The organism is Patulibacter brassicae (assembly GCF_033949425.1).
GTDB lineage: Bacteria > Actinomycetota > Thermoleophilia > Solirubrobacterales > Solirubrobacteraceae > Patulibacter > Patulibacter brassicae.
Window position 1 is genome coordinate 707418 of record NZ_JAXAVX010000001.1, and the last position, 22818, is coordinate 730235.

Annotated in this window: 18 protein-coding genes; 5 read left to right on the forward strand and 13 right to left on the reverse strand. The window is 75.2% G+C overall.

All coding sequences use genetic code 11. The features are described from left to right. Positions 1-13 precede the first annotated feature (13 nt). From SK069_RS03320 to hisIE, 4 genes are all read right to left on the reverse strand, one after another. Complete coding sequence (locus SK069_RS03320; protein WP_319952757.1) at positions 14-4183, reverse strand: hypothetical protein; 4170 nt, start codon at positions 4181-4183, stop codon at positions 14-16. Between the two features lie 236 nt (positions 4184-4419). After that, positions 4420-4998 carry an anthranilate synthase component II gene (locus SK069_RS03325; RefSeq protein ID WP_319952758.1) on the reverse strand — a complete coding sequence of 193 codons (579 nt, stop codon included), beginning with the start codon at positions 4996-4998 and terminating at the stop codon, positions 4420-4422. A gap of 2 nt (positions 4999-5000) precedes the next feature. Next, positions 5001-6488, reverse strand: a complete 1488-nt coding sequence (locus SK069_RS03330) for an anthranilate synthase component I family protein (protein WP_406628245.1) — start codon at positions 6486-6488, stop codon at positions 5001-5003. Between the two features lie 94 nt (positions 6489-6582). Continuing rightward, on the reverse strand, positions 6583-7230 hold the full coding sequence (hisIE, locus tag SK069_RS03335) for a bifunctional phosphoribosyl-AMP cyclohydrolase/phosphoribosyl-ATP diphosphatase HisIE (protein WP_406628246.1): 648 nt from the start codon (positions 7228-7230) through the stop codon (positions 6583-6585). 104 nt (positions 7231-7334) lie between these two features. On the opposite strand from hisIE, the gene SK069_RS03340 reads away from it, so the two are divergent. Beyond that, entirely contained in the window at positions 7335-9458 is a 2124-nt protein-coding gene (locus SK069_RS03340) for a hypothetical protein (RefSeq protein ID WP_319952761.1), read from the forward strand. Between the two features lie 64 nt (positions 9459-9522). Here SK069_RS03340 and era read toward each other — a convergent pair whose 3' ends face one another. From era to SK069_RS03355, 3 genes are all read right to left on the reverse strand, one after another. Beyond that, positions 9523-10455: a GTPase Era gene (era, locus tag SK069_RS03345; protein WP_406628248.1), complete on the reverse strand. Its 933-nt coding sequence runs from the start codon at positions 10453-10455 to the stop codon at positions 9523-9525. A gap of 107 nt (positions 10456-10562) precedes the next feature. After that, on the reverse strand, positions 10563-10991 hold the full coding sequence (gene ybeY, locus SK069_RS03350; RefSeq protein ID WP_319952763.1) for an rRNA maturation RNase YbeY: 429 nt from the start codon (positions 10989-10991) through the stop codon (positions 10563-10565). After that, on the reverse strand, positions 10988-12013 hold the full coding sequence (locus tag SK069_RS03355; RefSeq protein WP_319952764.1) for a PhoH family protein: 1026 nt from the start codon (positions 12011-12013) through the stop codon (positions 10988-10990). Before SK069_RS03355 ends, ybeY begins: the two co-directional genes overlap by 4 nt. Before the next feature lie 249 nt (positions 12014-12262). On the opposite strand from SK069_RS03355, the gene SK069_RS03360 reads away from it, so the two are divergent. Beyond that, on the forward strand, positions 12263-13735 hold the full coding sequence (locus tag SK069_RS03360; RefSeq protein ID WP_319952765.1) for an MFS transporter: 1473 nt from the start codon (positions 12263-12265) through the stop codon (positions 13733-13735). Between the two features lie 55 nt (positions 13736-13790). On the opposite strand, the gene SK069_RS03365 is transcribed toward SK069_RS03360, so the two are convergent. From SK069_RS03365 to hrcA, 3 genes are read right to left on the reverse strand one after another with little or no spacing between them, the layout of a single operon-like run. After that, positions 13791-14654 carry a 50S ribosomal protein L11 methyltransferase gene (locus SK069_RS03365; protein WP_319952766.1) on the reverse strand — a complete coding sequence of 288 codons (864 nt, stop codon included), beginning with the start codon at positions 14652-14654 and terminating at the stop codon, positions 13791-13793. After that, a complete protein-coding gene (gene dnaJ / locus SK069_RS03370) occupies positions 14654-15784 on the reverse strand; it encodes a molecular chaperone DnaJ (RefSeq protein ID WP_319952767.1) in 1131 nt (376 codons plus the stop codon). The genes SK069_RS03365 and dnaJ overlap by 1 nt, the downstream gene beginning before the upstream one ends. Further along, the gene (gene hrcA, locus SK069_RS03375) at positions 15781-16812 is read right to left on the reverse strand and encodes a heat-inducible transcriptional repressor HrcA (RefSeq protein ID WP_319952768.1); all 1032 of its coding nucleotides are present in this window, start codon (positions 16810-16812) and stop codon (positions 15781-15783) included. Before hrcA ends, dnaJ begins: the two co-directional genes overlap by 4 nt. Before the next feature lie 105 nt (positions 16813-16917). On the opposite strand from hrcA, the gene SK069_RS03380 reads away from it, so the two are divergent. Beyond that, positions 16918-17634 carry a hypothetical protein gene (locus tag SK069_RS03380; protein ID WP_319952769.1) on the forward strand — a complete coding sequence of 239 codons (717 nt, stop codon included), beginning with the start codon at positions 16918-16920 and terminating at the stop codon, positions 17632-17634. 72 nt (positions 17635-17706) lie between these two features. Next, a complete protein-coding gene (locus tag SK069_RS03385; RefSeq protein ID WP_319952770.1) occupies positions 17707-18702 on the forward strand; it encodes a YihY/virulence factor BrkB family protein in 996 nt (331 codons plus the stop codon). Between the two features lie 40 nt (positions 18703-18742). Here the strand turns inward: SK069_RS03385 and SK069_RS03390 are convergent, their stop codons facing one another. Together SK069_RS03390 and SK069_RS03395 are read right to left on the reverse strand one after the other, a co-directional pair. Continuing rightward, positions 18743-19213 carry a MaoC/PaaZ C-terminal domain-containing protein gene (locus SK069_RS03390; RefSeq protein WP_319952771.1) on the reverse strand — a complete coding sequence of 157 codons (471 nt, stop codon included), beginning with the start codon at positions 19211-19213 and terminating at the stop codon, positions 18743-18745. After that, complete coding sequence (locus SK069_RS03395; protein ID WP_319952772.1) at positions 19210-19671, reverse strand: FAS1-like dehydratase domain-containing protein; 462 nt, start codon at positions 19669-19671, stop codon at positions 19210-19212. The genes SK069_RS03390 and SK069_RS03395 overlap by 4 nt, the downstream gene beginning before the upstream one ends. Before the next feature lie 170 nt (positions 19672-19841). Here SK069_RS03395 and SK069_RS03400 point away from each other — a divergent pair, with 170 nt between their 5' ends. Beyond that, positions 19842-21977 carry a hypothetical protein gene (locus tag SK069_RS03400; RefSeq protein WP_319952773.1) on the forward strand — a complete coding sequence of 712 codons (2136 nt, stop codon included), beginning with the start codon at positions 19842-19844 and terminating at the stop codon, positions 21975-21977. An 18-nt stretch (positions 21978-21995) separates the two neighbouring features. Here SK069_RS03400 and SK069_RS03405 read toward each other — a convergent pair whose 3' ends face one another. Further along, the gene (locus tag SK069_RS03405; RefSeq protein ID WP_319952774.1) at positions 21996-22790 is read right to left on the reverse strand and encodes an SDR family NAD(P)-dependent oxidoreductase; all 795 of its coding nucleotides are present in this window, start codon (positions 22788-22790) and stop codon (positions 21996-21998) included. Positions 22791-22818: the final 28 nt, after the last annotated feature.

Genomic DNA, 22818 nt, shown 5'->3' on the forward strand with positions numbered 1-22818 from the left:
CGGTGGGGCTGCCTCAGTTGCAGAGCGGCACGATCTGGCCGCCGAACGCGTTGAGGATGTTCGCGCTGAACGGCCCGAGCTTCACCGAGATCTCGCGCCGGCCGCCGCAGTTCAGCGTCCCGGCCGAGGCCTGGTCGAACAGGAAGCCCGCGTTCTTCGTGCCCTTGAGCCAGGCGATCCGGTTGTTGCCGGTCGCCTGCGATCCGTCCGTGCCGACCCGGAAGTGCTCGATCTGGCCGGGCACCCGGATGTCGTTGATCACGAACGGCTTGCTCCGCGAGTCCATGAACAGGTAGAGCCGCGGAACCTGCTGGCCGACGGTGATGACGCCGCTGAACGTCGGGCCCTGACCGATGTCGAACCCGAGGTTGCTGAAGCGGACGTTCTCGACCGCCACCGTCTGGCCGTCGAGCGGCAGGGACGCGTTGAACGTCGTCTGCCCGCTCTGCTGCGTGCCCTCGTCGTCGAAGTCGACGGAGAACAGCGCCGGGTACGGCCGGCCGTCGCCGCCGCCGGCACCGCCGCTCAGGACGTTCGGGTTCGGACGGCGGCACTTCGGGCCGCTGTCGACGCAGACATTGAGCTTCGGCGCCAGGTTGTCCAGCGACAGGTTCAGGTTGCCGAGGTCACCCAGGTTCTGGGCCTGGAGGGCCAGGCGACCGAGGTTGCCGGCGTTCGTGAACTTCAGCCGGGCCGGCTCGCCGTCGGCGACCAGGGCCTGGATCCGGGTCGAGGCCGTGGTCCGCGTGAGCTGACCGTTGACCGTCGCCGGGGGCTGGCCCTCGCCGTTCGGGATCGACGCGACGATGTCGACCGGCTTCGTGGCCGCCGGGTCCTGCGTCAGGGACAGGTCCAGCGGATCCGCCGTCATCGACAGGCCGCGCAGGCCGCTGAGCCGGAGGGCGACGCCCTCGTCCGTGTACCGCAGCTCGTCCTTGACGGCCTGGTCGCCCGAGCCGTCGGGGTTGAGCCCGGTCGCCGGGATCGGCAGGCCCGCGGCGAGCCGGAGCTCCCCGATCGGCTGCTCGCCCTCGGGCACCGTCAGGGTCGCCAGCGGCGTGCCCGGCGCGGCCGTCGGGAGGTTCAGCGCGAACTCCTTCGGGACGCGACGGATCGCGGCCTCGATGCCGGCCGAGCCCTCGAGGAAGGCGATGCCCTCGCCCTTGAGGCTCAGGCTCTCGACCGGAGCCGAGGCCTTGTAGCCGAGCTTCGCGCCACCGTCGGCGAGATCCTCGAGACCGAGGTCGAACTCCTCCGGCAGGTCGCGGATCTCCGCGTTGACCTTGATCGGCGCGGCGGGCTCGGTGGAGCCCTCCTCCGCCTCGCCCGGGAGCTGCGCGTTGATGAGCAGCGGTCGGGTGCTCCCCGTGCGCGTCCTGAGCGCCAGCGGGGCCGGGTTGACGGTGATCTCCTTGAGGTCGTGCAGGCGCACGCCGAGCTTCAGCGTGCCGCCGGCGAGGTCGACGAGGGCGCTGTTGTCGCCCTCCTCGCCCGGAGCGACGGGCAGGTCGCCCGTGCTCGAGCCGGCCTGGATCTCCACGCGGCCGATGCCGCCGCCACCCGCGACGACCGACAGCCCGTCGCTGCTGCCGCCGAAGCCGAGCTCGCCCTCCGCCGGGAGGCGGTCGAGGCGCGCGCGGAGCCGGTCGGCGCCGTTGCCGATCGGCAGGTTCGTGGCGTTGATCTCGAGCAGCTCGACCGGCGCGGAGCCGCCGTACGTCAGGCCGCCCTCACCGAGACCGAGCCGGAACTCCTGCGGCAGGTCCTTGATCAGCGCGTCGACCGTCGTGTTCGGCGCCGGCTCCGTCGCACCCTCCTCGGCCTCGCCCGGGAGCGCGGCCTGGATGCGGAACGGGCGGGCGCTGCCCATCTTCGTCGTCAGCGCGATCGGGTCGAGCTTGACGGCGATCTCCTGCAGGTCGTGCAGGCGGACGCCGAGCTTCAGCCCCTCGCCGGTGCCGTCGACCAGCGCGCCGTTCTCCTCCTCCTCACCGGGAGCGACGGGCAGGGCGTCGCCGCTGCCGGCCTGGAGCTCGACGCGGCCGATGCCGCCGCCGGTCGTCTTGACCTCGAGGCCGTCCTCGCCCTCGCCGAAGGACAGGGAGCCCTCCGCCGGGAGGCGATCGAGGCGCGCCTTGATGCGGTCGGTGCCCTCGGCGATCGGCAGGTTCGTCGCGTCGAGCTCGAGGAGCTCGACGGCCGAGGACCCGGCGTACGTCAGGCCGCCGTCGGCGAGCCCGAGCTGGAACTGCTCCGGCAGGTTCTTGATCAGCGCGTTGACCGTGCTGGTCGGTGCCGGCTCGGTCGAGCCCTCGGGCGCGTCGCCCGCGAGCGCCGCCTGGATGCGGAAGGGCCGCGAGCTGCCCATCTTCGTGGTCAGCGCGATCGGGTCGAGCTTGACGGCGATCTCCTGCAGGTCGTGCAGGCGGACGCCGAGCTTCAGCCCGTTGCCCGTCGTGTCGACGAGGGCGCCGTTCTCCTCCTCCTCACCGGGAGCGACGGGCAGGGCGTCGCCGCTGCCGGCCTGGAGCTCGACGCGGCCGATGCCGCCGCCGGTCGTCTTGACCTCGAGGCCGTCCTGGCCCTCGCCGAAGGCGAGCGTGCCCTCCGCCGGGAGGCGGTCCAGACGGGCCTTCAGGCGGTCGGCGCCGTCGGCGATGTCGAGGTTCGTGGCGTCGAGGTCGATCCGGTCCACGGGCGCGGAGCCCTTGAAGCGGATGCCCTCGTCGGCCAGGCCGAGCTCGAAGGTCTCGGGCAGGTCGTTGATCGAGCCCTGGACCGTCGCGGGCTGCCCGCCCTGGCCCTCGAGCTTCGCGTCGATCACGAACGGCGCGGCAGCGCCGGTCGCGAGCTTCAGGCCGATCGGCGAGGTGCCGACCTCGACCGAGCGCAGGCGCGCGATCCGGGCCGCGATCCGCGGCTGGTCGCCCGTGACGTCGGCGCGAACGCCGTTGCCGTCCGCGTTGGGCGGCTCGGGCAGCGCGCCGCCGAGCTCGCTCGTGCGCAGGTCGACGAGGCCGATCTCCGGCTCCGCCGTGACCTTCACGCCGTCGTTCGGCTGCTCGACCGCGAGGCGGCCGGCGTTCTGCAGGCCGTCGAGGACCGCCTTCACGCGGCCGACGCCGGCGATGGCGCCGTTGCGCGGGCGGACGTCGGCCGTGATGCGCTCGATGCTCGAGCCGTGGCCGTCGTAGGTCACCGACGCGTTGCTGCTGTTCAGCGACAGGTCGACGTTGTTCGGGAACTTCGCGAGCTCGAGGTCGGCGTCGAAGCTGCTGCTGCGGACCGTGGCGGTGAGCGGCGAGCCCGGCCGGTCGGTCGTCGCGCGGAGCTTCGTGGTGCCGCCGGTCTCGGCGCGGATCTGCGCGTTGACGGGCGAGCGGCCGTACGCGAGGCGCAGCGACGTGACGTCCTGGCGGCTCGTCGGGTTGCCCTTGAAGGTGCCGGCGAGGAGGTTCAGCGTCTGGCCCGTGTCCTGCTGCTTGACCCGGACGTCGTAGACCGGGTTGGAGCGCAGGAACGCGTCCATCGGCGTGGAGACCTCGAAGCGGCCCGGCGCGCGGTCGGTGCGCGAGTCGTAGCCGAGGTTCAGCAGCTGGCCCGAGAGCAGCGTGCCGCTCGGGTTGCCGATGATCGCCTCGACCTGCGTCGGCAGCGTCGAGCTCTCGCCGGGAGCGCGCTCGACGATCAGGCCGACCGTGTTCGGGCCGGTGATCGTGATCGTGCCGATGAGGTCGGCCGCGGCGTCGTCGTCGACGTTCAGCGGCTTCGGGACGCCCAGCTGGGCGACGACCGTGCGGGTGACCTCGGTGCCGTTGGAGCGGCGCCACGTGGTCTGGAAGCGGTAGTCGAGGATCCCCGCGTTGCAGGCGAGGTTCGTCACGCCGCTCGTCAGCTGGTGCACCCCGCTGGTGAGCGGGTTGCGCCCGGTGAGGTCGTTGAGCCCCCCGACCGCGCCGTTGACGAGGTTCAGCGGCGGGCAGAGCACGCTCTGCACCACGCCGCCGAGGCCGTTCTGGCCGCCGAGGAGCCCGAAGACGGCGCCGAGCGGGTTGTTGGTCGTCGAGGACTTGGCTGAACCAAGCCCGAGCAGCTTCAGCGGCTCGGCTGATGCGGCTGATGGGGCGGCGAGCACGGCGCCCGCAGCGAGCGCGGCGACGGCCGCCCTTCTGCGTCCGGTCATCGGATGGTCTCTCCCTGGATCGATCGAGCCGCCCGCTCCGACGTTCGGCCAGGCGGCTTGACGCTTCTACCGGGGTGACGGTGTACACAGCAAGTCGGGTTACAGATCCGTCACCTTGGAGCGCCGCAACGCCGCGCTGGTGTGCAACCGCCCACGTCCCGCGGGTCGCGCACGGGGCGTTCCGCCGACGCGCCGACGCGGCCTGGGCCGTCTCGGCGCCCGTCGGTCGATGGCGCTCAGCCCGAGACGCCGTCGCGCAGGAAGCGCTCGAGCATCTGCATCCCGGCCGGCGTGAGCACCGACTCGGGGTGGAACTGAACGCCCTCCGCGGGGAGCTCCCGGTGGCGCACGCCCTGGACCACGCCGCCCCCGCGGGCGGTCACCACGAGGCTGTCGGGCAGCGCCGCCTCGTCGAGCACGAGCGAGTGGTAGCGGCCCACCTGGACCTCGGGCTCGAGGTCGCGGTAGATCGAGCGACCGTCGTGCGTGATGCGGGTCGTCTTGCCGTGGACCGGCTCGTGGCGCACGACGGTGCCGCCGAACGCCTGGCCCAGCGACTGGTGCCCGAGGCAGACGCCCAGCGTCGGCACGCCGGCCTCGGGGAAGCGCCGCACCGCCTCCAGCGAGATGCCGGCCTCGTTCGGCGTGCACGGACCGGGTGAGACGACGACCCGCTCGGGCCGCGACGCCAGCAGCGCGTCGACCGTCGCCTGGTCGTTGCGCACGACCTCGACGGTCGCGCCGAGCTCGCCGAGCTCCTGCACGAGGTTGTACGTGAAGGAGTCGTAGTTGTCGATGACGAGGACGTGGGTCACGGCTACGGCCAATCCGGCTGCTCGAGGGCCAGCTCGACCGCGCGACGGATCGCGCGGGACTTGTTCACCGACTCCTCGTACTCGTATGCGGGGCGGGCGTCGGCGACCGTGCCGCCGCCGGCCTGCACGTGCGCGACGCCGTCCTGGAAGACGGCGGTGCGGATGTGGATGCAGGAGTCGAGGTCGCCGTTCCAGGAGAGGTAGCCGACCGCGCCGCCGTAGCCCCCGCGCTTGACGGGCTCGAGCTCGTCGATGATCTGCATCGCCCGCACCTTCGGCGCGCCCGAGAGGGTGCCGGCCGGCAGCACGGAGCGCAGCGCGTCGGTCGCCGCGACGTCCTCGCGCAGGGTGCCGGAGACGGCGCTGACGATGTGCAGGACGTGCGAGTAGGTCTCGACGACCATCAGCTCGTCGACGGAGACCGTCCCGTAGTCGCAGACGCGACCGAGGTCGTTGCGCGAGAGGTCCACGAGCATCACGTGCTCGGCGCGCTCCTTCTCGTCGGAGAGCATCTCCTGCGCCAGCCGCTCGTCCTCGGCCGGGGTCGCCCCGCGCGGCTTCGTGCCGGCGATCGGCCGCATCGCGATCGCGCGATCGCGGACGGTCACCAGCGGCTCCGGGCTCGCGCCGACGACCTGCCAGCCGCCGAAGTCGAGGAAGTACATGTACGGCGACGGGTTAACGACCCGCAGCCCGCGGTAGACGGAGAACGGGTCGACGTCGAGCTCGGCGCTCCAGCGCTGCGACGGGACGACCTGGAAGGCGTCCCCCGCGTGGACGTACTCGATGATCCGCGAGACCATCGCCTCGAACTCGGCGCGCTCGTGGGTCGAGCGCCAGGCGACGTCCGTCTCGCGCGCCGGCGCGCTCGCGTCGCGGCCCGGCGGCAGCGGCGCCAGGAGCGCCTCGCGCAGCTCCGCGATCCGGTCGACCGCGGCGGCGTAGCGCGCGCCGAGGGTCGCGTCGTCGGCGCGGGCGGCGTCCGGGCCCGCGTCGGCCGCGGCGGGGTCGGCCGTGGCGTGGACGGGAGCGACGAGCAGGACGGTGTGCTGGAGGTGGTCGAAGACGACCATCGCGTCGGTGACCTGCAGCGCGAGGTCCGGCGTCCCCAGCGGGTCGGGGTTCGGCTCGGCGAGCGGCTCGACGGTCCGCACGAGGTCGTAGGCGAAGACCCCGACGGCGCCGCCGACGAACGGCGGCAGGCCGGCGACCGGGGCCACGCGCCGGCGGCCGACGGCGTCGCGGGCCAGCGCGTAGGGGTCGCCGGGGTCGCCCAGCCGCCACTCGATGGTCCGGGCCGGCCCGACCCCGAGGAACGACCAGCGGCCGACGCGGCCCTGGTCGGCGCTCTCCAGCAGGAAGGCCGGCTCGCCCGGGAACGCGGCGCGGAGCTTCAGGAAGGCCGAGACCGGGGTCTCGGTGTCGTCGATCGCGCGAGCGAGCACGGGCACGACGTCGTGCCCGGCCGCGTGGGCGACGACCTGCTCCAGCGACGGGTCGATCCGCAGCCCGAGCGTCGCGGCGCGGCGGAGGGCGTCGGTCGGGTCGGCCGGGGACACGGGGCGGGATTCTCCCAGCCGGCGGTCAGCGCCGCCGCTCGCGCAGCACCGCGGCGACGTCGCCGAGGTCGCGGCCGCGGCCGCGGATGAGCGCGAGCAGGTGGTAGAGGACGTCGGCGGCCTCGTTGTCGACGCGCTCGTCGGACTCCTCGCGCGCGGCCCGGTGGACCTCCTCGGCCTCCTCCTGGACCTTCGCCCCGGCGAACGCGCGGTCGCCGAGCAGCTGCGCGGTGTAGGAGCCCTCCGGGGCGTCGACGGCCCGGGCGGCGAGCACGCGCTCGAGGTCGGGCAGGACCTCGAAGTCCGCCAGCCGCGCGGCCGGCAGCTCGGCCGGGCCGAGGCTGCCGTCGGCGACCCGCGGACGGTCGTGCGCGCCGAAGCACGTCCGCGCCCCGGTGTGGCAGGCGGGCCCGGCCGGCTCGACGATCGCCAGCACGGCGTCGGCGTCGCAGTCCACGCGCAGGTCGACGACCCGCTGGACGTTGCCGGAGGTCGCGCCCTTGTGCCAGAGCTCGCCGCGCGAGCGGGACCAGAGGTGCAGCTCGCCCGTCTCGCGGGTGCGCTGCAGCGCGAGGGCGTTCGCGTAGGCGAGCGTCAGGACCTCGCCGCTGCCCGCGTCCTGGATGACGACCGGCACGAGCCCCGCCTCGTCGAAGCGGACGGTCGCGGTCAGGTCCGGCAGGTCGGGCACGCCGACGATTCTGTCAAGGGCCTCCCCCGCGCGCCCGCCGGCCGGCGCGACGGCGACCCCGACCGTCCGCGTACCATCCCGCGGCGATGCGGCCCGACGCGCATCGGCGACGCCGGGCGCCGGATCCCCCGCCGTTCCCGACGGTCTTCGCCCTCCTGCTCGTCCTCGCGATCGTCGCGGGGGTCGCCGTCGGCGGCGGCTTCTCGGGCCGCGACGGCGCCACGACCGCCGCCCGCAGCGCGAGCGAGCCCGCCGACGACGAGGCCGCCGACGACGAGGCGGTCAGCGACCCCGCCTTCGACGCGTCCGGCCGGGAGGGCGCCAAGCGGCTGCTCGACGCCGACCCCCGCAGCGCGTGGGCGCTGCCGGACGCGTTGGAGCCCGCGATGGACCGGCTGTGGGACGACGACCGCGGCGCCTACGTCTCCCCGGGCGGGCGGATCAGCACCCGCCTGAACGCCGAGATGCTGCGGATCCACGCCGGCGCGGCGCTCGCCGACCACCGCGGCGCGTCGCGCAAGGACGATCGCGTCGCGGGCCTCGTGCGATTCCTCACCGGCCCGGCGTTCCTGCGCGACCGGCGCGGGGTGCGCTTCGGGGGCTCCCGCCACAACGCGGTGCACGTCCCCGGGTGGCGCCAGTCCTCCGCCAGCGAGGTCAACCAGCACCCGAGCATCGACGCGGTCGCCGCGCGCAGCCTGCGCTCGGCCTGGCTGGCCCGCGACCGCGTCGGCCTGCCGGACGCCGAGCGGCGCGCGATCCGCTCGACGGTCAGCGCCGTGGCCCGCTCGCGCGCGTTCCGCGCGCCCGCCCGGCTGCTGAACCAGATCAACTGGAACGCCGACCTCTACGCGGCGGACGCGACGGTGACCGGCGACCCGACGCTCCTGCGCCGGGACTACCGCGAGCAGCTCGCGTGGTTCGCCGCGCACGCGCACGCCCCCGAGCGGCCCGGCCGGACCCCGAACCTCTCGGCCGGGGACGGCTTCTTCTACCGCCCCGGCGTCGTGCCCTCGGCCCCGGTCGACCACGCCGACACCGTCGAGTACGCCAACGTCGTGCTCGGGGCGCTGCGCTACGCCGGGCAGGCCGACCGGGCGGGCATGCGCCCGCTGCCGGAGCGCCAGCTGCGGACCCTGCGCGGCTGGGCCTCGCACGTCGTCACCGCGGACTGGACCCCGTCGGGCTACCTGAACTGGGAGACCGGCAAGGGCCGCACCCGGATCCACCTGCGCCAGTACTGGGCGCTGGCGCTGGACGGCGTCGTCGGGGCCCTGCGAGGCGGCGAGTCCGTGACGATGCGGCCGGCGTCGCAGGGCTCGCTCCTGCTCGCACGCGGAACGCGGCTCTTCCGGCAGTGGGCGCTCGAGGAGGACACGATCCTGCTCGACGCCGCGTCGTTCGGCTTCCGCACGACGTTCGAGAGCGTGCGCCGCAACCGCGTCACCGCGACCGTGCGGTTCGCCGCGACGCTCGCCGACTGGGCGGCGGGGTGCGCCTGCGACGGGCGCCTGCCCGACCCGGAGGCCGACCGCGCACCGCTGCGCACCGCCTTCGACCCCGAGCTCGGGCGCCTCGCGGTGAACACCGCGCGCTACGCCACGGCGGTCGGCCCGCCGACGAGCGTGCCGACCGGTGGCGGGCTCGAGCCGGCGTGGATCCTCGACGGGCGCGCCCGTCCGCTGCTGTCGCTCGGCGGCGGCGGACGCGGCAGCCTCGGCCTGACGCTGACGCGCCGGGGCCGCAAGCAGCTCGACACGCAGCCCGGCGAGCCCGGCGGCGAGGACCCCGAGCTGCGCCTGCGCCCCGCCGGCGAGGACCGCTACACCGGCGTGATGACGAGCACGATCGGCGACGTGCGGGTCACGCACCGCTTCACCCCCGAGGGGATCGAGACGCGCTACGTCGTCGACCCCAAGGGCCGCGACGTCGGCGTCACCCTGCGGATCCCGTCGGGATCCGGCGGCGCCGTCCAGTGCCTGCCGCCCGAGATCTGGTCCGGTCGCGGGTGCGCGCGGGGCTACCTCGTGCGCAGCGGGCTGGCGGGGATGCGCGTCGCCCTGCGCGGCCTGCCGCCGCGCGTCACGAGCGAGCTCGAGCGGCCGGCGTACCGGACGATGAACCCCCGCCCGGGCCTGCAGGCGACGATCCGCTTCGTCGTCGACCGCCGCACGGTGATCCTGCGCGATATCGCCCCGATCGCGCCGTGAGCCCACGCAGGCGCGAGGACGGGCGCCTCTCGGACCGTGCGGGGCGTCGATCCCGGTGCCGCGGTCAGTCGATCTCGAGGCGGTCCAGCAGGGTCTCGTCCGAGCGCCAGTTGCGCCGGACCTTCACCTGGAGGTCCAGGTGGACGCGGGTCCCGAGCTCGCGCTCGAGCTCCTTGCGCGCCGCGGTGCCGACGTTGCGGATCATCTTGCCGCCGGCGCCGATGAGGATGCCCTTCTGCGACGGCGTCTCGACCCAGGCGTTGGCGACGACGACGTGGAGGTCGTCCTTCGGGCGCTCGACCTCCTCGACGGCGACCTCGACGGCGTGCGGCACCTCCTGGAAGGTCCGGCGCAGCACCTGCTCGCGGATGAGCTCGGCGAGCAGGACGTGGCGGGGCTGGTCGGTCCGCTCGTCCTCCGGGAAGTAGAACGGGCCGCGCGGCAGCAGCTGGACGAGGTGGTCCAGCAGCGCGTCGACGCCCTTGCCCGTCCGGGCCGAGATCGGGAAGACGTCCTCGGCGACGTCGAGCTCGGAAGCGGCCATCAGGGTGCGGATCGTCCGCTCGCGGTCGATCCGGTCGACCTTGTTCACCGCGATCACGACGGGCAGTCGCCCGCCGGCCGACGCGTCCGCGAGCTGCCGGGCGATCCAGCGGTCCCCGGGCCCGACCCCCTCCTCGCCGTTGAGCACGAGCAGCGCGACGTCCGCCTCGCGGACCTCGCTCTGGACCCGCCGCTGCATCCGGCCGGTGAGCGAGTCCAGCGGTCGCTGCACGCCGGGCAGGTCGACGAGCACGAGCTGCGCGTCGCCGCGGGTCAGCACGCCCCGGATCGCGCGCCGGGTCGTCTGCGGCTTGTCGGAGGTGATCGCGATCTTCGCGCCCACGAGCGCGTTGGTGAGCGTCGACTTGCCCGCGTTCGGGCGCCCGGCCAGCGCGACGAAGCCCGACCGCGTGTCGGGCGTCGCGAGCGGCTCGCCCGGGTCGGGGACCGGCAGCTCGATGCCGGGAAGGTCGTCCTCGTCGTCCACGCCTCGATGATCGCAGCGTCGGCGCCGGCCGGCGGTCGCGGTGCCCCGAGGGGCACGCCGCAGGGGGACGCGGCTCAGGCCGGCGCCGGCAGCCAGGAGAGGATCTGGGCCTGGACGGCGAGCATCTCGCCGTCGTCGACCTCGTGGTCGAAGCCCACGAGGTGCAGCACGCCGTGGACGACCGCCTCGCGCAGGTCGACCGTGTGCTCGGGGCAGATGACGACGTCGCCGATCTCGCGCGGGCCGAAGACCGGACCCGCGCCGTCGATCGGGAACGACAGGACGTCGGTCGGGGCGTCCTTGCCGCGGTGCTCGCGGTTCAGGAGGTGGATCGCGCCGGCGTCGACGATCGAGATGGCGAGGTGCCCGTCGTGGACGCCGGCGGCGGCCGCCGCCGTCTCGACGAGCCGCCGCAGGTCCTCGCCCGTCGGCAGGCCGGCGGGGACGTCCTCCCCGCCGGCCCGCTCGAGGGTGAGCTCGATCTCGATCCGCTCGTCGCTCACGCGCCCCGTCGCCGCGGCTCGCGCCGCTCGGCGGGACGGAGCTCCGGCGCCTGGCGCTCGTCGTGCTCGTCGTAGGCGTCGACGATCCGCTGGACGAGCTTGTTGCGCACGACGTCGCTGCGTCCGAAGCGGACGAACTCGACGTCCTCCAGGCCGTCGAGGATGTCCCCGATGACCATGAGGCCCGACCGCTGCTCCTTCGGCAGGTCGACCTGCGTGACGTCGCCCGTGATGACCATCTTCGACCGGTAGCCGAGCCGGGTCAGGAACATCTTCATCTGCTCGGGCGTCGTGTTCTGCGCCTCGTCGAGGATGATGAACGCGTCGTTCAGCGTGCGACCGCGCATGAACGCCAGCGGGGCGACCTCGATCACGCCGTTCTCGAGGTACGCCGTGACGCGCTCGGGATCGAGCATGTCGTGCAGCGCGTCGAAGAGCGGTCGCAGGTACGGATCGACCTTCTGCATGAGGTCGCCGGGCAGGAAGCCCAGGCGCTCGCCCGCCTCGACGGCGGGGCGCGTGAGGATGATCCGCTTGACCTCGTGCCGCGCGAGGGCGTTGGCCGCCATCGCCACGGCGAGGAAGGTCTTGCCCGTGCCCGCGGGACCGATGCCGAAGGTCACCGTGTTGCGCCGGATCGCGTCGACGTACCGCTTCTGGAGCGCGGTCTTCGGGACGATCCGACTGTCGCGTTGCTGCCACACGACGTCGCCGAGCACCTCGGCGGGTCGCTGCGCGGCGCTCAGGGCGGACCCGACGGCGGGGATCGTGCCCGCCTCGAGCCGGTGGCCGCCCTCGGCCAGCGTGGTCAGCTCGCGGACCACGGTCGCAGCGCGCTGGACCGCCTCCGCCTCGCCGTCGAGCGTCAGCTGGTTGCCGCGCAGGAAGACGTCGCAGTCGACGTGCTCCTCCAACGCGCGCAGGCCGGCCTCGCCGGCGTCGCTGAGCTGCACGGCGACCTCGTACGGCACTTCGAGCCGTCGCCTCAGGATGGTCTCCTCGGGATCTGGGTGGATTCGCATGCGCCGCGCTCCTCTCGCTCGTCGAACGGGTCGGCGAGCTGGGTCGGGTGGAACAGGGCACCGTCGACCGCAGCACGGGTCATGCGTCACCGATCATACGCCGCGCCCGGACGGATCACAGCACCTTCGCACGACCGTCACGAGGACCTGGCCCGGCCCCGGGCGCGGTTCGAGTCCCGGCGGGCGCCACGGCGACCGCGCCGAGCCGACGGCCGGCCTTTCCGGACACCATGTACGATCGCCGCCGGCGTGCGTGCGGAGGAGGCGAACCGGCGACGGGCGATGCTCGTGGCGATGTGCGGCGCGGTCGCGGTCGTCTTCGGCCTGACGCTCGGCGCGCTCGCGATCGTCCCGGCGATCGGCGAGGACCTCGGGGCGACGCAGACCGAGGTGCAGTGGGTCGCCGACGTCGTGCCGCTCACGGTCGCCGCGCTGCTCCTGCCCGCCGGCGCGCTGCTGGACCGGCTCGGCCGCCGGACCGGGATGCTGGCCGGCCTGCTGCTGCTCGTGCTCGCCCTGGTCTGGTGCGCCGTGGCCGGCAGCCCCGGCGAGCTCGTCGCCGCCCGGGCGGCGAGCGGCGCGGCGCTGGCGCTCGTCTTCCCCGGGACGCTCGCGACGATCTCCGACGCCGTCCCGGACCGCGGCCGCAGCACCGCCGTCGGCCTGTGGGCGCTCTCGGGCATCGTCGGCGGCGTCCTGGGCATGCAGCTCTCGGCGCTGCTGGCCGACCTCGCGTCGTGGCGCGACGCGTTCTGGGTCTTCGCGGCGGTGGTGCTCGTGCTCGTCGTGCTCACCGCGCGCAGCGTCCCGGCGCACCGGTCGCCCGAGCGGGCGCCGCTGGATCCGCTCGGGACGGTGCTCTCGGTCCTCGGCATCGGCGCGCTCGTCCTGGGCATCACCGAGGGGCCGGTCCACGGCTGGACCGGCCCGATGACCGTGGCCGGGATCGGCGGCGGGCTCGTGCTGCTGGCCCTCTTCGTCGCCTGGCAGCTGCGGGCCGCCCGACCGCTGCTCGACGTCCGCGTCTACCGCGACCGGACGCTGGCGGGCGCGTCGATCGTCGTGCTCGGGGCGATCGTCGCGGACTTCGCGATGATCTTCCTCGTCTTCCAGTTCGAGGTCTACGTGCTGGGCTTCGGCGCGCTGAAGGCCGCGCTCGGCATCGGCCCGCCGGCGGTCGTGATGCTCGCCGCGGTGCCCGCCGCCCTGGCGGCCGGGCGCCGCTGGACCGAGCGCACGATCGCCACGATCGCGCTGCTGCTCTGCGCCGCCGGCGCGCTCGTCTCGGCGCTCGTGGCCGCCGAGCACCCGTCGTACCTCGCCGTCGTGGTCGGCGCCTCGCTCATCTGGACCGGGATCGGCTTCGGCGCGATCGCCCCGACGCTCACGATCCTCGACAGCCTGCCCGGCCGGCCGGGGCTCTCCTCCGCGCTGAACGACCTGACCCGCGAGCTCGGCGCCGCCCTCGGGCTGGCGATCACCGCCTCGGCGTTCAACGCCGGCTACCGGGACGCGATCGTCGAGGACGGACCGGCGGACGCGACCGCCGCGGTGCTCGGCTCCCCGGCCGGCGCGCCGCCGGAGCTCGCCGGGCTCGTCGCCGAGGCCGTCCGCGACGGCTGGCAGACCGCCTTCCTCGTCGTGACCGCGATCCTCGCGCTGACCGCCGTGGCCGCCGCGATCACGTACCCGCGCCGAGGCGCCCCCGCGGCGCCGCGCTGACCGACCGCGGGCGGCCCGCGGTCCGCCGCCTGCGGCCGCCTCGACCGGTCCAGGCTCAGGCGACCGGCCGGCGCAGGAGCAGCGCCGCCCACTCGCCGTCGTCGCGGCGGTCGGCCTCGACGAGCCCGAGGCGCCCGAAGGCGGCGGCGACCTCGTCGGCCTCGTGCACGAGCAGGCCCGAGGCGATGAGCGCGTCCGGGGTCGCCGGGGCGCCGTCCGCCTCGCGGAAGCCGTCGGCGGCGACGCGCAGCAGCAGCGGCCGCAGGAGGTTGGCCAGCACGAGCAGCGGACCGTCGCCGGCGGGTGCGCAGGCGGCGCCGTCGCGCAGCAGGTCGAAGCGCTCGGCCGCGACCGTCACCCCGTTCACGGCGGCGTTCTCGCGCGTCGCGGCGACGGACGCCTCCTCGTGGTCGACGCCGAGCACCGGCGCCCAGCCGAGCTGCGCCGCCGCGATCGCCAGCACCCCGGATCCGCAGCCGAGGTCCAGGACCCGGCCCCGCACCCCGTCGGCCTCGAGGCCGACGAGCAGCTCGAGGCAGAGCCGGGTCGTGCCGTGCCCGCCGGTGCCGAACGCGCGGCCCGGGTCGACGACGAGCTCGCGCACGCCCGCCTCGTCGCGCGGCGGCGACCAGGGCGGGCGGACGTGCAGGCGCCCGGCGACGAGCACCGGCTGGTGGAACGCGCGCCAGCGGTCGGCCCAGTCGTCGGCGACCTCCTCGGAGACGACCTCGACGAGCGCGCCGCCGATCGCCGCCTCGACCGCCGGCAGCGTCGGCAGCTCGCCCGGAGCGCCGTAGACCGCGTACTCGATCGTCGCGCCGAGGTCGCGCTCCTCGACGCCGGACGGCGCGAGGTCGGCGAGCTCGGCCAGCACGACCTCGGCGTCCTCGCGCCGGACGCGGAGGGCCAGCCGGATCATCAGCGGTTGCGCCAGAGCCGCCGCAGCCGCCCGACGACCGACTCGTCGTCGTGGAGCTGGCGCTCCTCGATCGAGCCGGCGAGCTCCTCGAGCAGCTCGCGCTGGCGCGCCGTGAGGTGACGGGGCACGACGACGTCGACCACGACGTGGAGGTCGCCGCGGCGGCCGCCGCCGACGCGCGGCATGCCGCGACCGCGCAGGCGGACGGTCGTGCCGGGCTGGGTGGCGGCCGGCACGTCGATCTCGAGCGGCTCGTCGAGCGCGTCGACGGTCACCGTCGTGCCGAGCGCGGCGAGCGGCGCGGGGACCGGGACGACGGTGACGAGGTCGTCGCCGTCCCGGACGAAGCGCTCGTGCTCGCGGACCGCGACGACGACGTAGAGGTCGCCGTCGGGCGCCCCGGGGTCGCCCTGGTGGCCGCGCCCCGAGAGGCGGATCCGCTGTCCGTCGGCGATGCCGGCCGGCACGTCGACGGTGAGGGTCCGCTCCGTGGCCTGCAGGCCGCGGCCGCGGCAGTCCGGGCACGGCTCCTCGGGGATCTGGCCCTGCCCTTGGCAGACGTCGCAGGTGACGCGGCGGACCATCTCGCCGAACGGGGTGCGGTTGACCTGGTCCAGGACGCCGTGCCCGCCGCAGCGCTGGCAGGTCGTCATGCGCGATCCGGGCGCCGCGCGCCGGCCGTCGCAGGTGCCGCAGCGCGCGACGACCTCGATCTCGACCTCGGTCCGGGTCCCGCGCATCGCCTCGGCGAGGTCGATCTCGACCTGGACGGCGAGATCGCCGCCGGGGCGCGGCCCGACCGGCCCGCCGCCCCCGCCGAACGCCTGGCCGAAGACCGCGCCGAAGAGGTCCGACAGCGAGCCGAAGCCCTCGAAGCTCGGTCCCATCCCCGCCTGGCGCAGGCCGTCGTGCCCGAAGCGGTCGTACGTCGCCCGCTTCTCGGGGTCCGAGAGGATCTCGTTCGCCTCGGCGACCTCCCGGAAGCGCTCCTGCGCCTCGGGGTCGTCCGGGTTCACGTCGGGGTGCAGCGTCCGCGCCAGGCGGCGGAACGCCTTCTTGATCTGGGCGTCGTCGGCGTCGCGCGGGACGCCGAGGACCTCGTAGGGATCGCGGGGCACGGTCTGGCTCATGGGGCCTCGTAGAGCTCCTCGACGTAGCGTGACAGCTGGAAGGCGACGTCGCGGACCGCCCGGATCGCCTGCGGGTAGTCCATCCGCACCGGGCCGATCACCGAGACGCTGCCGAGCTTGCGCTGGGGCGGGCCGTAGCCCGCGGCGACGACGGCGAGGGAGCGCAGGGCCGGCAGCGGGTTCTCCGCGCCGATCCGGACCGTGACGTCGGAGGACGTCAGCGCCTGTCGCAGGAGCTGGAGGAGCGTCGCGCGGCGCTCGAGCTCGTCGACGAGCGCGTCCAGGTGGGCGACCTCCGTCGCGCGCGACGCGCTGAGCAGCCGCGCGGCGCCGGAGACGTAGACGCCCGCGACCGACGACTCCTCGGCGCCGAGGCCGTCGAAGGCGGGGCGCAGCGCCGCGAGGAACGCCCGCTCGCTCGTGCCGAGGCCGGGGTCGTCGATCCGGGCGCGGAGCATCCGCGCGCCGAGGCCGATGCCGATCAGGCGCTCGTTGAGGTACTCCTTCGCCCAGCTCGCGAGGCCGGCGTCGACCGGTCCCGGGAACGTGATCACCCGCTTGGCGACCTCGCCGCTGGAGGTGATCACGACGACCATCACCACCTGCGGCTGCAGCAGCAGGACCTCGACGTGGCGGATGGTGGCCGTCGAGACCGGGGGCGCGGTGACGACCGCCAGCAGGTCGGTGACCGCCGAGAGCGTCTCGCTCGTGACCCGCATCGCCTCGTCGAGCTCGCGCTGGACGAGCTCGAGGCGGATCGGGCTGCCCGCGGTCGGCTCGGCGCTCGTCGGCAGGAGGTGGTCGACGAAGTACCGGTGCCCGGCGTCGGTCGGGACGCGTCCCGCCGAGGTGTGCGGATGGTTGAGCAGCCCCTGGTCCTCGAGCTGGGCCAGCTCGCTGCGGATCGTCGAGGGCCCGAAGCCGAGGTCCGGGTCGGCCGAGAGCGTCTTGCTGCCGACCGGCATCCCGGTCTCGCCGAAGTGGGCGACGACCTTGCCGAGGATCAGCTCCTGGCGGGGCGTGAGCATCCGTCCGCCGATCGTACCGAGCGACCGAGCGGGGCCGCGGCCGGGGCCCGTCGGGCGCGGGTCGCCGTCGCGGGGCGCCGCCGAACCGCGCCGTCGGCTGCGATCGTGCCGCGCGTGCTCGTCCTCGCGCTCGTGGCCGTCGAGCTGTGCTGCATCTACCTGCTCGGCCGTCGGGTCCTCGACCGGCTCGTCGCCCGAGCGGTCGCCGGGAGCCGCGCGCGGCGCTGGTGCACCTGGGCGTTCCTCGCCCCCGGCGTCGCGCTCCACGAGGGCGCCCACGCGCTCGCGGCCACCGCGCTGCTCGGGCGCGTCACGCGGTTCGTGCCGTTCGCCCCGCGCCCGATGGCCGGCGGGGGCGTCCTGCTGGGCGAGGTCCGGTACCGGACCTCGCCGCTGCCGGTCCTCGGCGGGGCGCCCGGTCGCGCGGCGATCGGGCTCGCCCCGCTCGTCGTCGTGCCGGTCGTCGTCTACGTGCTGGGCTGCGTGCTCGTCACCGGGGTCGCGGTGGGCGACGACCCGGCCGAGCTCGCCCGCGGGCTCGTGGACCGCGGCCCCGACGTCGGCTCGCTCCTCTGGCTGCTGCTGGCGCTGAGCGCCGGGATCGGGCTGCTGCCCTCGCCCACCGACCACCGCGACCTTCCCCAGGCGCTGGCCCTGCTCGCCGCGGTCGCGCTCGCGTGGCTGGCGTGGCGCGGCGGCCTGGACCGCGCGGAGGGCCAGCAGCTCCTGACCGACGCGCTGGGCCCGGCGACGTTCGTCGCGCAGCTGCTCGCGCCCGCCGCCGCGGTGGCGCTCGTCGGCGCGCTGCTGCTGCGTCGCTGAGCCGTCCGCGTGCGCGCCGCCGCGGGGCCGGGGATGCGTTCTCCCCCGCGGTGCGCCAAGCTGCCCCCACCGGTGCGCCGCGTCCTCCGCATCATCAAGCGCACGGCCATCGCGTTCTGGAACGACCAGATCACGCAGCACGCGTCGGCGCTGACGTACTACGCGCTGATGTCGCTGTTCCCCACGATGCTGCTGGGGATCTCGATCCTCGGTCTCGTCGGGCAGTACCCCGAGACCTACGACGCGATCGTCGGCTACCTCCGCGACGTCGCGCCGAAGTCGGTCGTCGACCCGATCGACAGCTCGCTCCACGCCGCGCTGCAGAACAAGAGCGGCGCGGCGACGAGCGTCGCCTTCTCGGTCGTCGTCGCCCTCTACGGCACCACCGGCGTGCTGGAGTCCGCGCGCCGCGCGCTGAACGTCGTCTTCCGCGTCCAGCACGGGCGGAGCTTCCTGCACCGCAAGGCCCTCGACGTGGCGTTCACGTTCGTCCTGCTGACCCTGGCGATCACGACGCTCATCTTCGTCGGCGTCGGGGGCAGCTTCGCCGACGACCTGCTCGGCTTCATCGGCCTCGGCGAGAGCGCGCAGCTCATCTGGTCGATCGTGCGCTGGCCGGCCGCGCTGCTCTCGGCGATGCTCGGCTTCTCCCTCGTCTACTACGTCGTGCCCGACGTCCGCGACCGGACGTTCCACCTCGTCACGCCGGGCGCGCTCGTCGGCGTCCTCATCTGGCTCGCCGTCTCGATCGCGTTCTCGGAGTGGTTCGGGCAGGTCGGCAACTCGACGGCGCTCTACGGCGCGTTCACCGGAGCGATCCTCATCGTCGTCTGGCTGTGGCTCACGAGCGTCGCCCTGCTGATCGGCGCCGAGCTGAACCACGCGGTCCAGGAGGAGCGCGCCGCGGCCCGCGCCGCCACGGCGGAGATGGCCCGGGTCCCGCCCGCCGCGGAGCGCTGCGACCCGCCGACCATCGCCGTCGAGGACCAGCGCGCCCGCAGCGGCGCGGCCCAGGCCGGGCCCCGCCCGGACGACGGCGCGCCCGACCCGCCGCGCGCCGACGGCTGAGTCGCGCCCCGGCCGGACCCGCGCGTGGGCGCGGGCTCGCTCAGCCGCCCGCGGGCCGGTCGACGGCCGCGGGCGGGTCGAGGCGCAGCTCGGCGCGGCCGTTGCGCACGATCCGGGTGGAGCCCTGCTTCGCCGTCGCCGCGACGACCGCGGTCCGCACGCCGTCCCGCTCGACCACCTCGTCGACCTTGCCCGTCACGACGATCTCCTCGTCGGGCACCGCCAGCCCGCGGAACTGGACGCTCAGCGACACGAGCGCGTCCGGACCGGCGAGGCCCGCCGCGCGCGCCGCCTCCGTCGTCGCCCGTGCGACCTGCGCCATCGACCAGAGGCCGTGGAGGATCCGGCCGGGCAGGCCGACCTGGCGCGCGAACTCGTCGTCGACGTGGATCGGGTTGAAGTCGCCCGACGCACCGGCGTAGCGGACCGGCGTGAACCGATCCGGCGTCACGGTGAGGCCCGGCAGCTCGGCACCGGCCTCCAGCACGACCTCGGTCGCCTGCTCGCTCATGCGCCCGCCCCCCGGACGTGGTTCGTCCACCGGCCCGTCGAGACGACCTCGCCGCCGCCGACGGTCGTCTCGTGCGTGAAGACGTAGGAGGTCAGTCCGGCGGTCGCGATCTCCTGGACGTCGTCCAGCCGGACGACCGTGGCGACCTCCTCGCCGGCGATCAGTGGCCGGCTCCAGCGGAACTCCTGCGCGCCGTGCACGAGCCGCGCGAAGTCGATGGCGACCTCCGGGTCGAAGAACGCCGCGCCGATCGCGTCGGAGGTGTAGACGACGACGAACATCGGCGGCGCGACGAGGTCCGCGTGCCCGGCGGCCCGCGCGGCGGCGAGGTCGAGGTGCAGCGGATCGGTCTCCCCCACCGCGCGCGCGTACTCGCGGATCTTCTCCCGCCCGACCTGGTAGGTCAGCGGCGGGTACTCCTTGCCGATCGGGGGATCGTCGGTCGTCGTGCTCGTCACCGGAGGGCGTCCTGGGGGTCGCGGAGGCCGCGGTCCGCGGCGGGGCGCCGATGCTAGTCGCGACGCGGGGCGCCGGCCTCGCCCTCCCCGCGACGCACCCTGCGGCCGTCGGGGCCGGGCCGCCAGCGGTCCGGCGCATCCGCCCGGATGATCCGGCAGCATGCCCCGGCGTGTCTCCGTCCCGCCTCGTCCGACACGCCTCCCCCGCCCTCGTCGCCGCCGTCGCGGCCGGCCTCGCCTGGGCCGGCTCCGCCGGTGCCCAGGACGGCGGCACCACCCCGCCGGTGGGCACCGGCACGACCCCGACGACCACCACGCCCGGCGGCGGCGCGGTCACCGGGTCGCCGAGCCAGACGGCCGAGGGCCAGCTGCAGGCCGCCGACCCCGGCGACCTGTGGGCCGCCGCCGACGCGCTCGCCACGGCCCTGGACCGGTACTGGAACCCGGCGCTCGGCGCCTACGTCGTCGACGGCAGCGTGCGGGTGCGCCTGAACGCCGAGATGCTGCTGCTGCACTCCTACGCCGCGGTGGCGGGCCGCCGCAGCGGCGCGGCGGCCCGCCCCGACCGCGTCGAGCCGCTCACGCGCCTGCTGACGACCGACATGTACCTGGCGACGCTCGACGGCCAGCTCACCCCCGCGGTGCAGGAGGGGCGGACCGTCACCGCGCACGCCCCCGGCTTCACCGACGTCAACGGCACCGCGTCGTCGATGCACCACGCGCTGGACGCCGTCGCGATGCGCGCGCTGGCCACGAGCTGGCGGGCCCGGGACGCCGTGAGGCTCTCCGCCGGCACCCGCGCGCTCGTGCAGGATCGCGTGGCGGCCGTGGCGCGCTCGCCGTTCTGGCGCATGCCGAGCCGGCTCCTGAACCAGGTCAACTGGAACGCCGACGTCTACGCGGCCGACGCGACCGTCAACGGCGACGCGACGCTCCTGCAGCAGGACTACGCGCAGCAGCTCGGCTGGTTCCTGCAGCACAGCCGGAGCACCGCCTACCCCGGCGGCACCTCGAACCTCGCGCAGGGCCTGGGCTTCCGCTACGCCCCGCACCGGCCCGCGAGCAACGCCGCCAACCAGGTCGACACGTCGGAGTACGCCTCGATCGCGTTCGGCGCGCTGGCCTACTACGACCAGGCCGTCGCGGCCGGCATGCCGGCGCTCTCGACCACCGATCAGCGGCGACTGCGCAACTGGACGCGCCGGATCGCGTTCGGCGACTGGAGCAACGCGGGGATCCTCAACTGGGACTCCGGCAAGGGGATCCAGCGGCTGCAGCTCACGCAGTACTGGGCGCTGGCGCTGCGCGGGTTCGCCGCCGGCCTGGCCGGGTCGGCCGGCACGCCGGGCCTCGCGAACCAGGCGGGGACCGCCCGGGCGCTCGTGCGGCAGGCCGTCCGGCGCTACCAGCGCCGCGCGGTGCAGGCCGGCTCCGTGATCCTGCCGGCCGCCGACTACGGCTTCACCGGCAGCAACCTCGTCTCGGACTCGTTCGACGGGCTGACGGGCACGGCGCGCTTCGCGGCCGTCCTCGCCGAGCTCGCGGACCGCGGGCTCGGGAGCGGGACCGGGACCCCGCTGCCCGACGCCACCGCGCACGACGCCGACCTCGGCCGCCTGGCCGTGGAGACCGAGCGCTACCAGGCCGCGATCGTGCGCCCCTGGTCACCCCTGACCACGGGCGGGCTCGAGCCCTCGCGGATCCTCGACGCCGCCGGCCGGCCGCTCACGAGCATGGGCGGCCGGGGCACCGGATCGCTGGGCCTGGAGCTGCGGCGCGGGTCGAGCGTCCTCGTCGACACCCAGCCGGGGAAGACGCGCAAGGCCCAGAGCGCGCTGACCGTCCCGCGCGCCTTCCGCAACGCCTCCCGCGCGCTGAGCGGGACGCTGACGGTGAAGGGCCGCGACGGCGCGAGCGACCTCACCGTCGACGTCGCCCACCGGATCAGCCGCGGCTCGATCCGCACGACCTACACGATCCGCAACCGCCGCTCCGGCACCGTGACGGCACTGCTGCGGATCCCGACCTACGGCGGCACCAGCGGCGGATCGCTCGAGGTCGGCGAGCGCCCGAGCTCGAGCTGGCTGCGGGGCACGCGGACGATCGTCGCGCCGAGCGGCGGCCGCTTCTCCCTGCGCCTGAAGGGCCTGCCGCGCGGCGCCCGCGCGGCCGTCGTGCGCGCCGCGGCCCAGCGCGGCAACCCCCAGCCGGGCCCGCAGCTGCGGGTCACCGCGACGGTGCCGCGCGGCACGACGCGGATCGAGCGGCTGATCTCGATCCCGCGGCTCAGCGGGACCGACCGCTAGTCCGAGGGCGCCGGCAGGTCAGAGGAACGACGGCACCGACCCGCCGTCGACCGACCACGCCGCGCCGGTCGCGAACCCCGCGCGGGGCGAGACGAGCAGCGCGATCGCGTCGGCGATCTCCTCCGGCCGGCCGAAGCGCCCGAGCGGCACCCGCGCTCGCGCGCGCGCCAGCGCCTCGTCGCGGTCGATCCCGGCGGCCTCCGCCGCCTGGTCGGCCAGCCCGCCGGGTGCCAGCCACATCTCGCTGTCGATCGGGCCTGGGGCGACCGCGTTGACCCGCACGCCGCGCGGCGCGAGGTGCTCGGCCCACGCCCGCGAGAGCGCGAGCTGCGCCGACTTGCCCACGCCGTAGGCCATGTTGCTCGGCGAGGGCCGCTTGCCCGAGGACGACGAGACGAGCACGACCCGGCCGCCGCCGTCGGCCGCGGCGAGCGGATCGGCGGCGTCGAGCAGGAACCGGTGCGCGGCGAGGACGTTGAGCTCCCACTGCGTGCGCCAGTCCTCCTCGGTGAGCTCCGCGACGCCCGCGCGTCGCGACGCCCCGGCGCAGAGGACCGCGCCGTCGAGGCGACCGACGCGGTCGAGGTGCGCGGCGACGATCCTCCGCCCGGCGTCGGGCGCGGTCACGTCCTGGGCCAGCGTCGCGTGCGGTCCGCCCGGGAGCGTGCCGAGCGCCGCCCGCAGCCGCTGCTCGTCGCGCGCGACGAGCAGCAGGCGCGCGCCCTCGTCGGCCAGTCGCGCGGCGACCGCGGCGCCGATCCCGCTCGTGGCGCCGGTGACGACGATCGCGTGGCCGCGCAGCTCGAGATCCATGCGACGGATGTTCCCGCGCCTGCGACGT

Coding starts and splice junctions, on each gene's coding strand:
- SK069_RS03320 (WP_319952757.1), bottom strand. CDS start 4,183: ATGACCGGACGCAGAAGGGCGGCCGTCGCCGCGCTCGCTGCGGGCGCC.
- SK069_RS03340 (WP_319952761.1), top strand. CDS start 7,335: ATGCGGCCCGACGCGCATCGGCGACGCCGGGCGCCGGATCCCCCGCCG.
- SK069_RS03355 (WP_319952764.1), bottom strand. CDS start 12,013: ATGCGAATCCACCCAGATCCCGAGGAGACCATCCTGAGGCGACGGCTC.
- SK069_RS03365 (WP_319952766.1), bottom strand. CDS start 14,654: ATGATCCGGCTGGCCCTCCGCGTCCGGCGCGAGGACGCCGAGGTCGTG.
- dnaJ (WP_319952767.1), bottom strand. CDS start 15,784: ATGAGCCAGACCGTGCCCCGCGATCCCTACGAGGTCCTCGGCGTCCCG.
- hrcA (WP_319952768.1), bottom strand. CDS start 16,812: ATGCTCACGCCCCGCCAGGAGCTGATCCTCGGCAAGGTCGTCGCCCAC.
- SK069_RS03390 (WP_319952771.1), bottom strand. CDS start 19,213: ATGAGCGAGCAGGCGACCGAGGTCGTGCTGGAGGCCGGTGCCGAGCTG.
- SK069_RS03405 (WP_319952774.1), bottom strand. CDS start 22,790: ATGGATCTCGAGCTGCGCGGCCACGCGATCGTCGTCACCGGCGCCACG.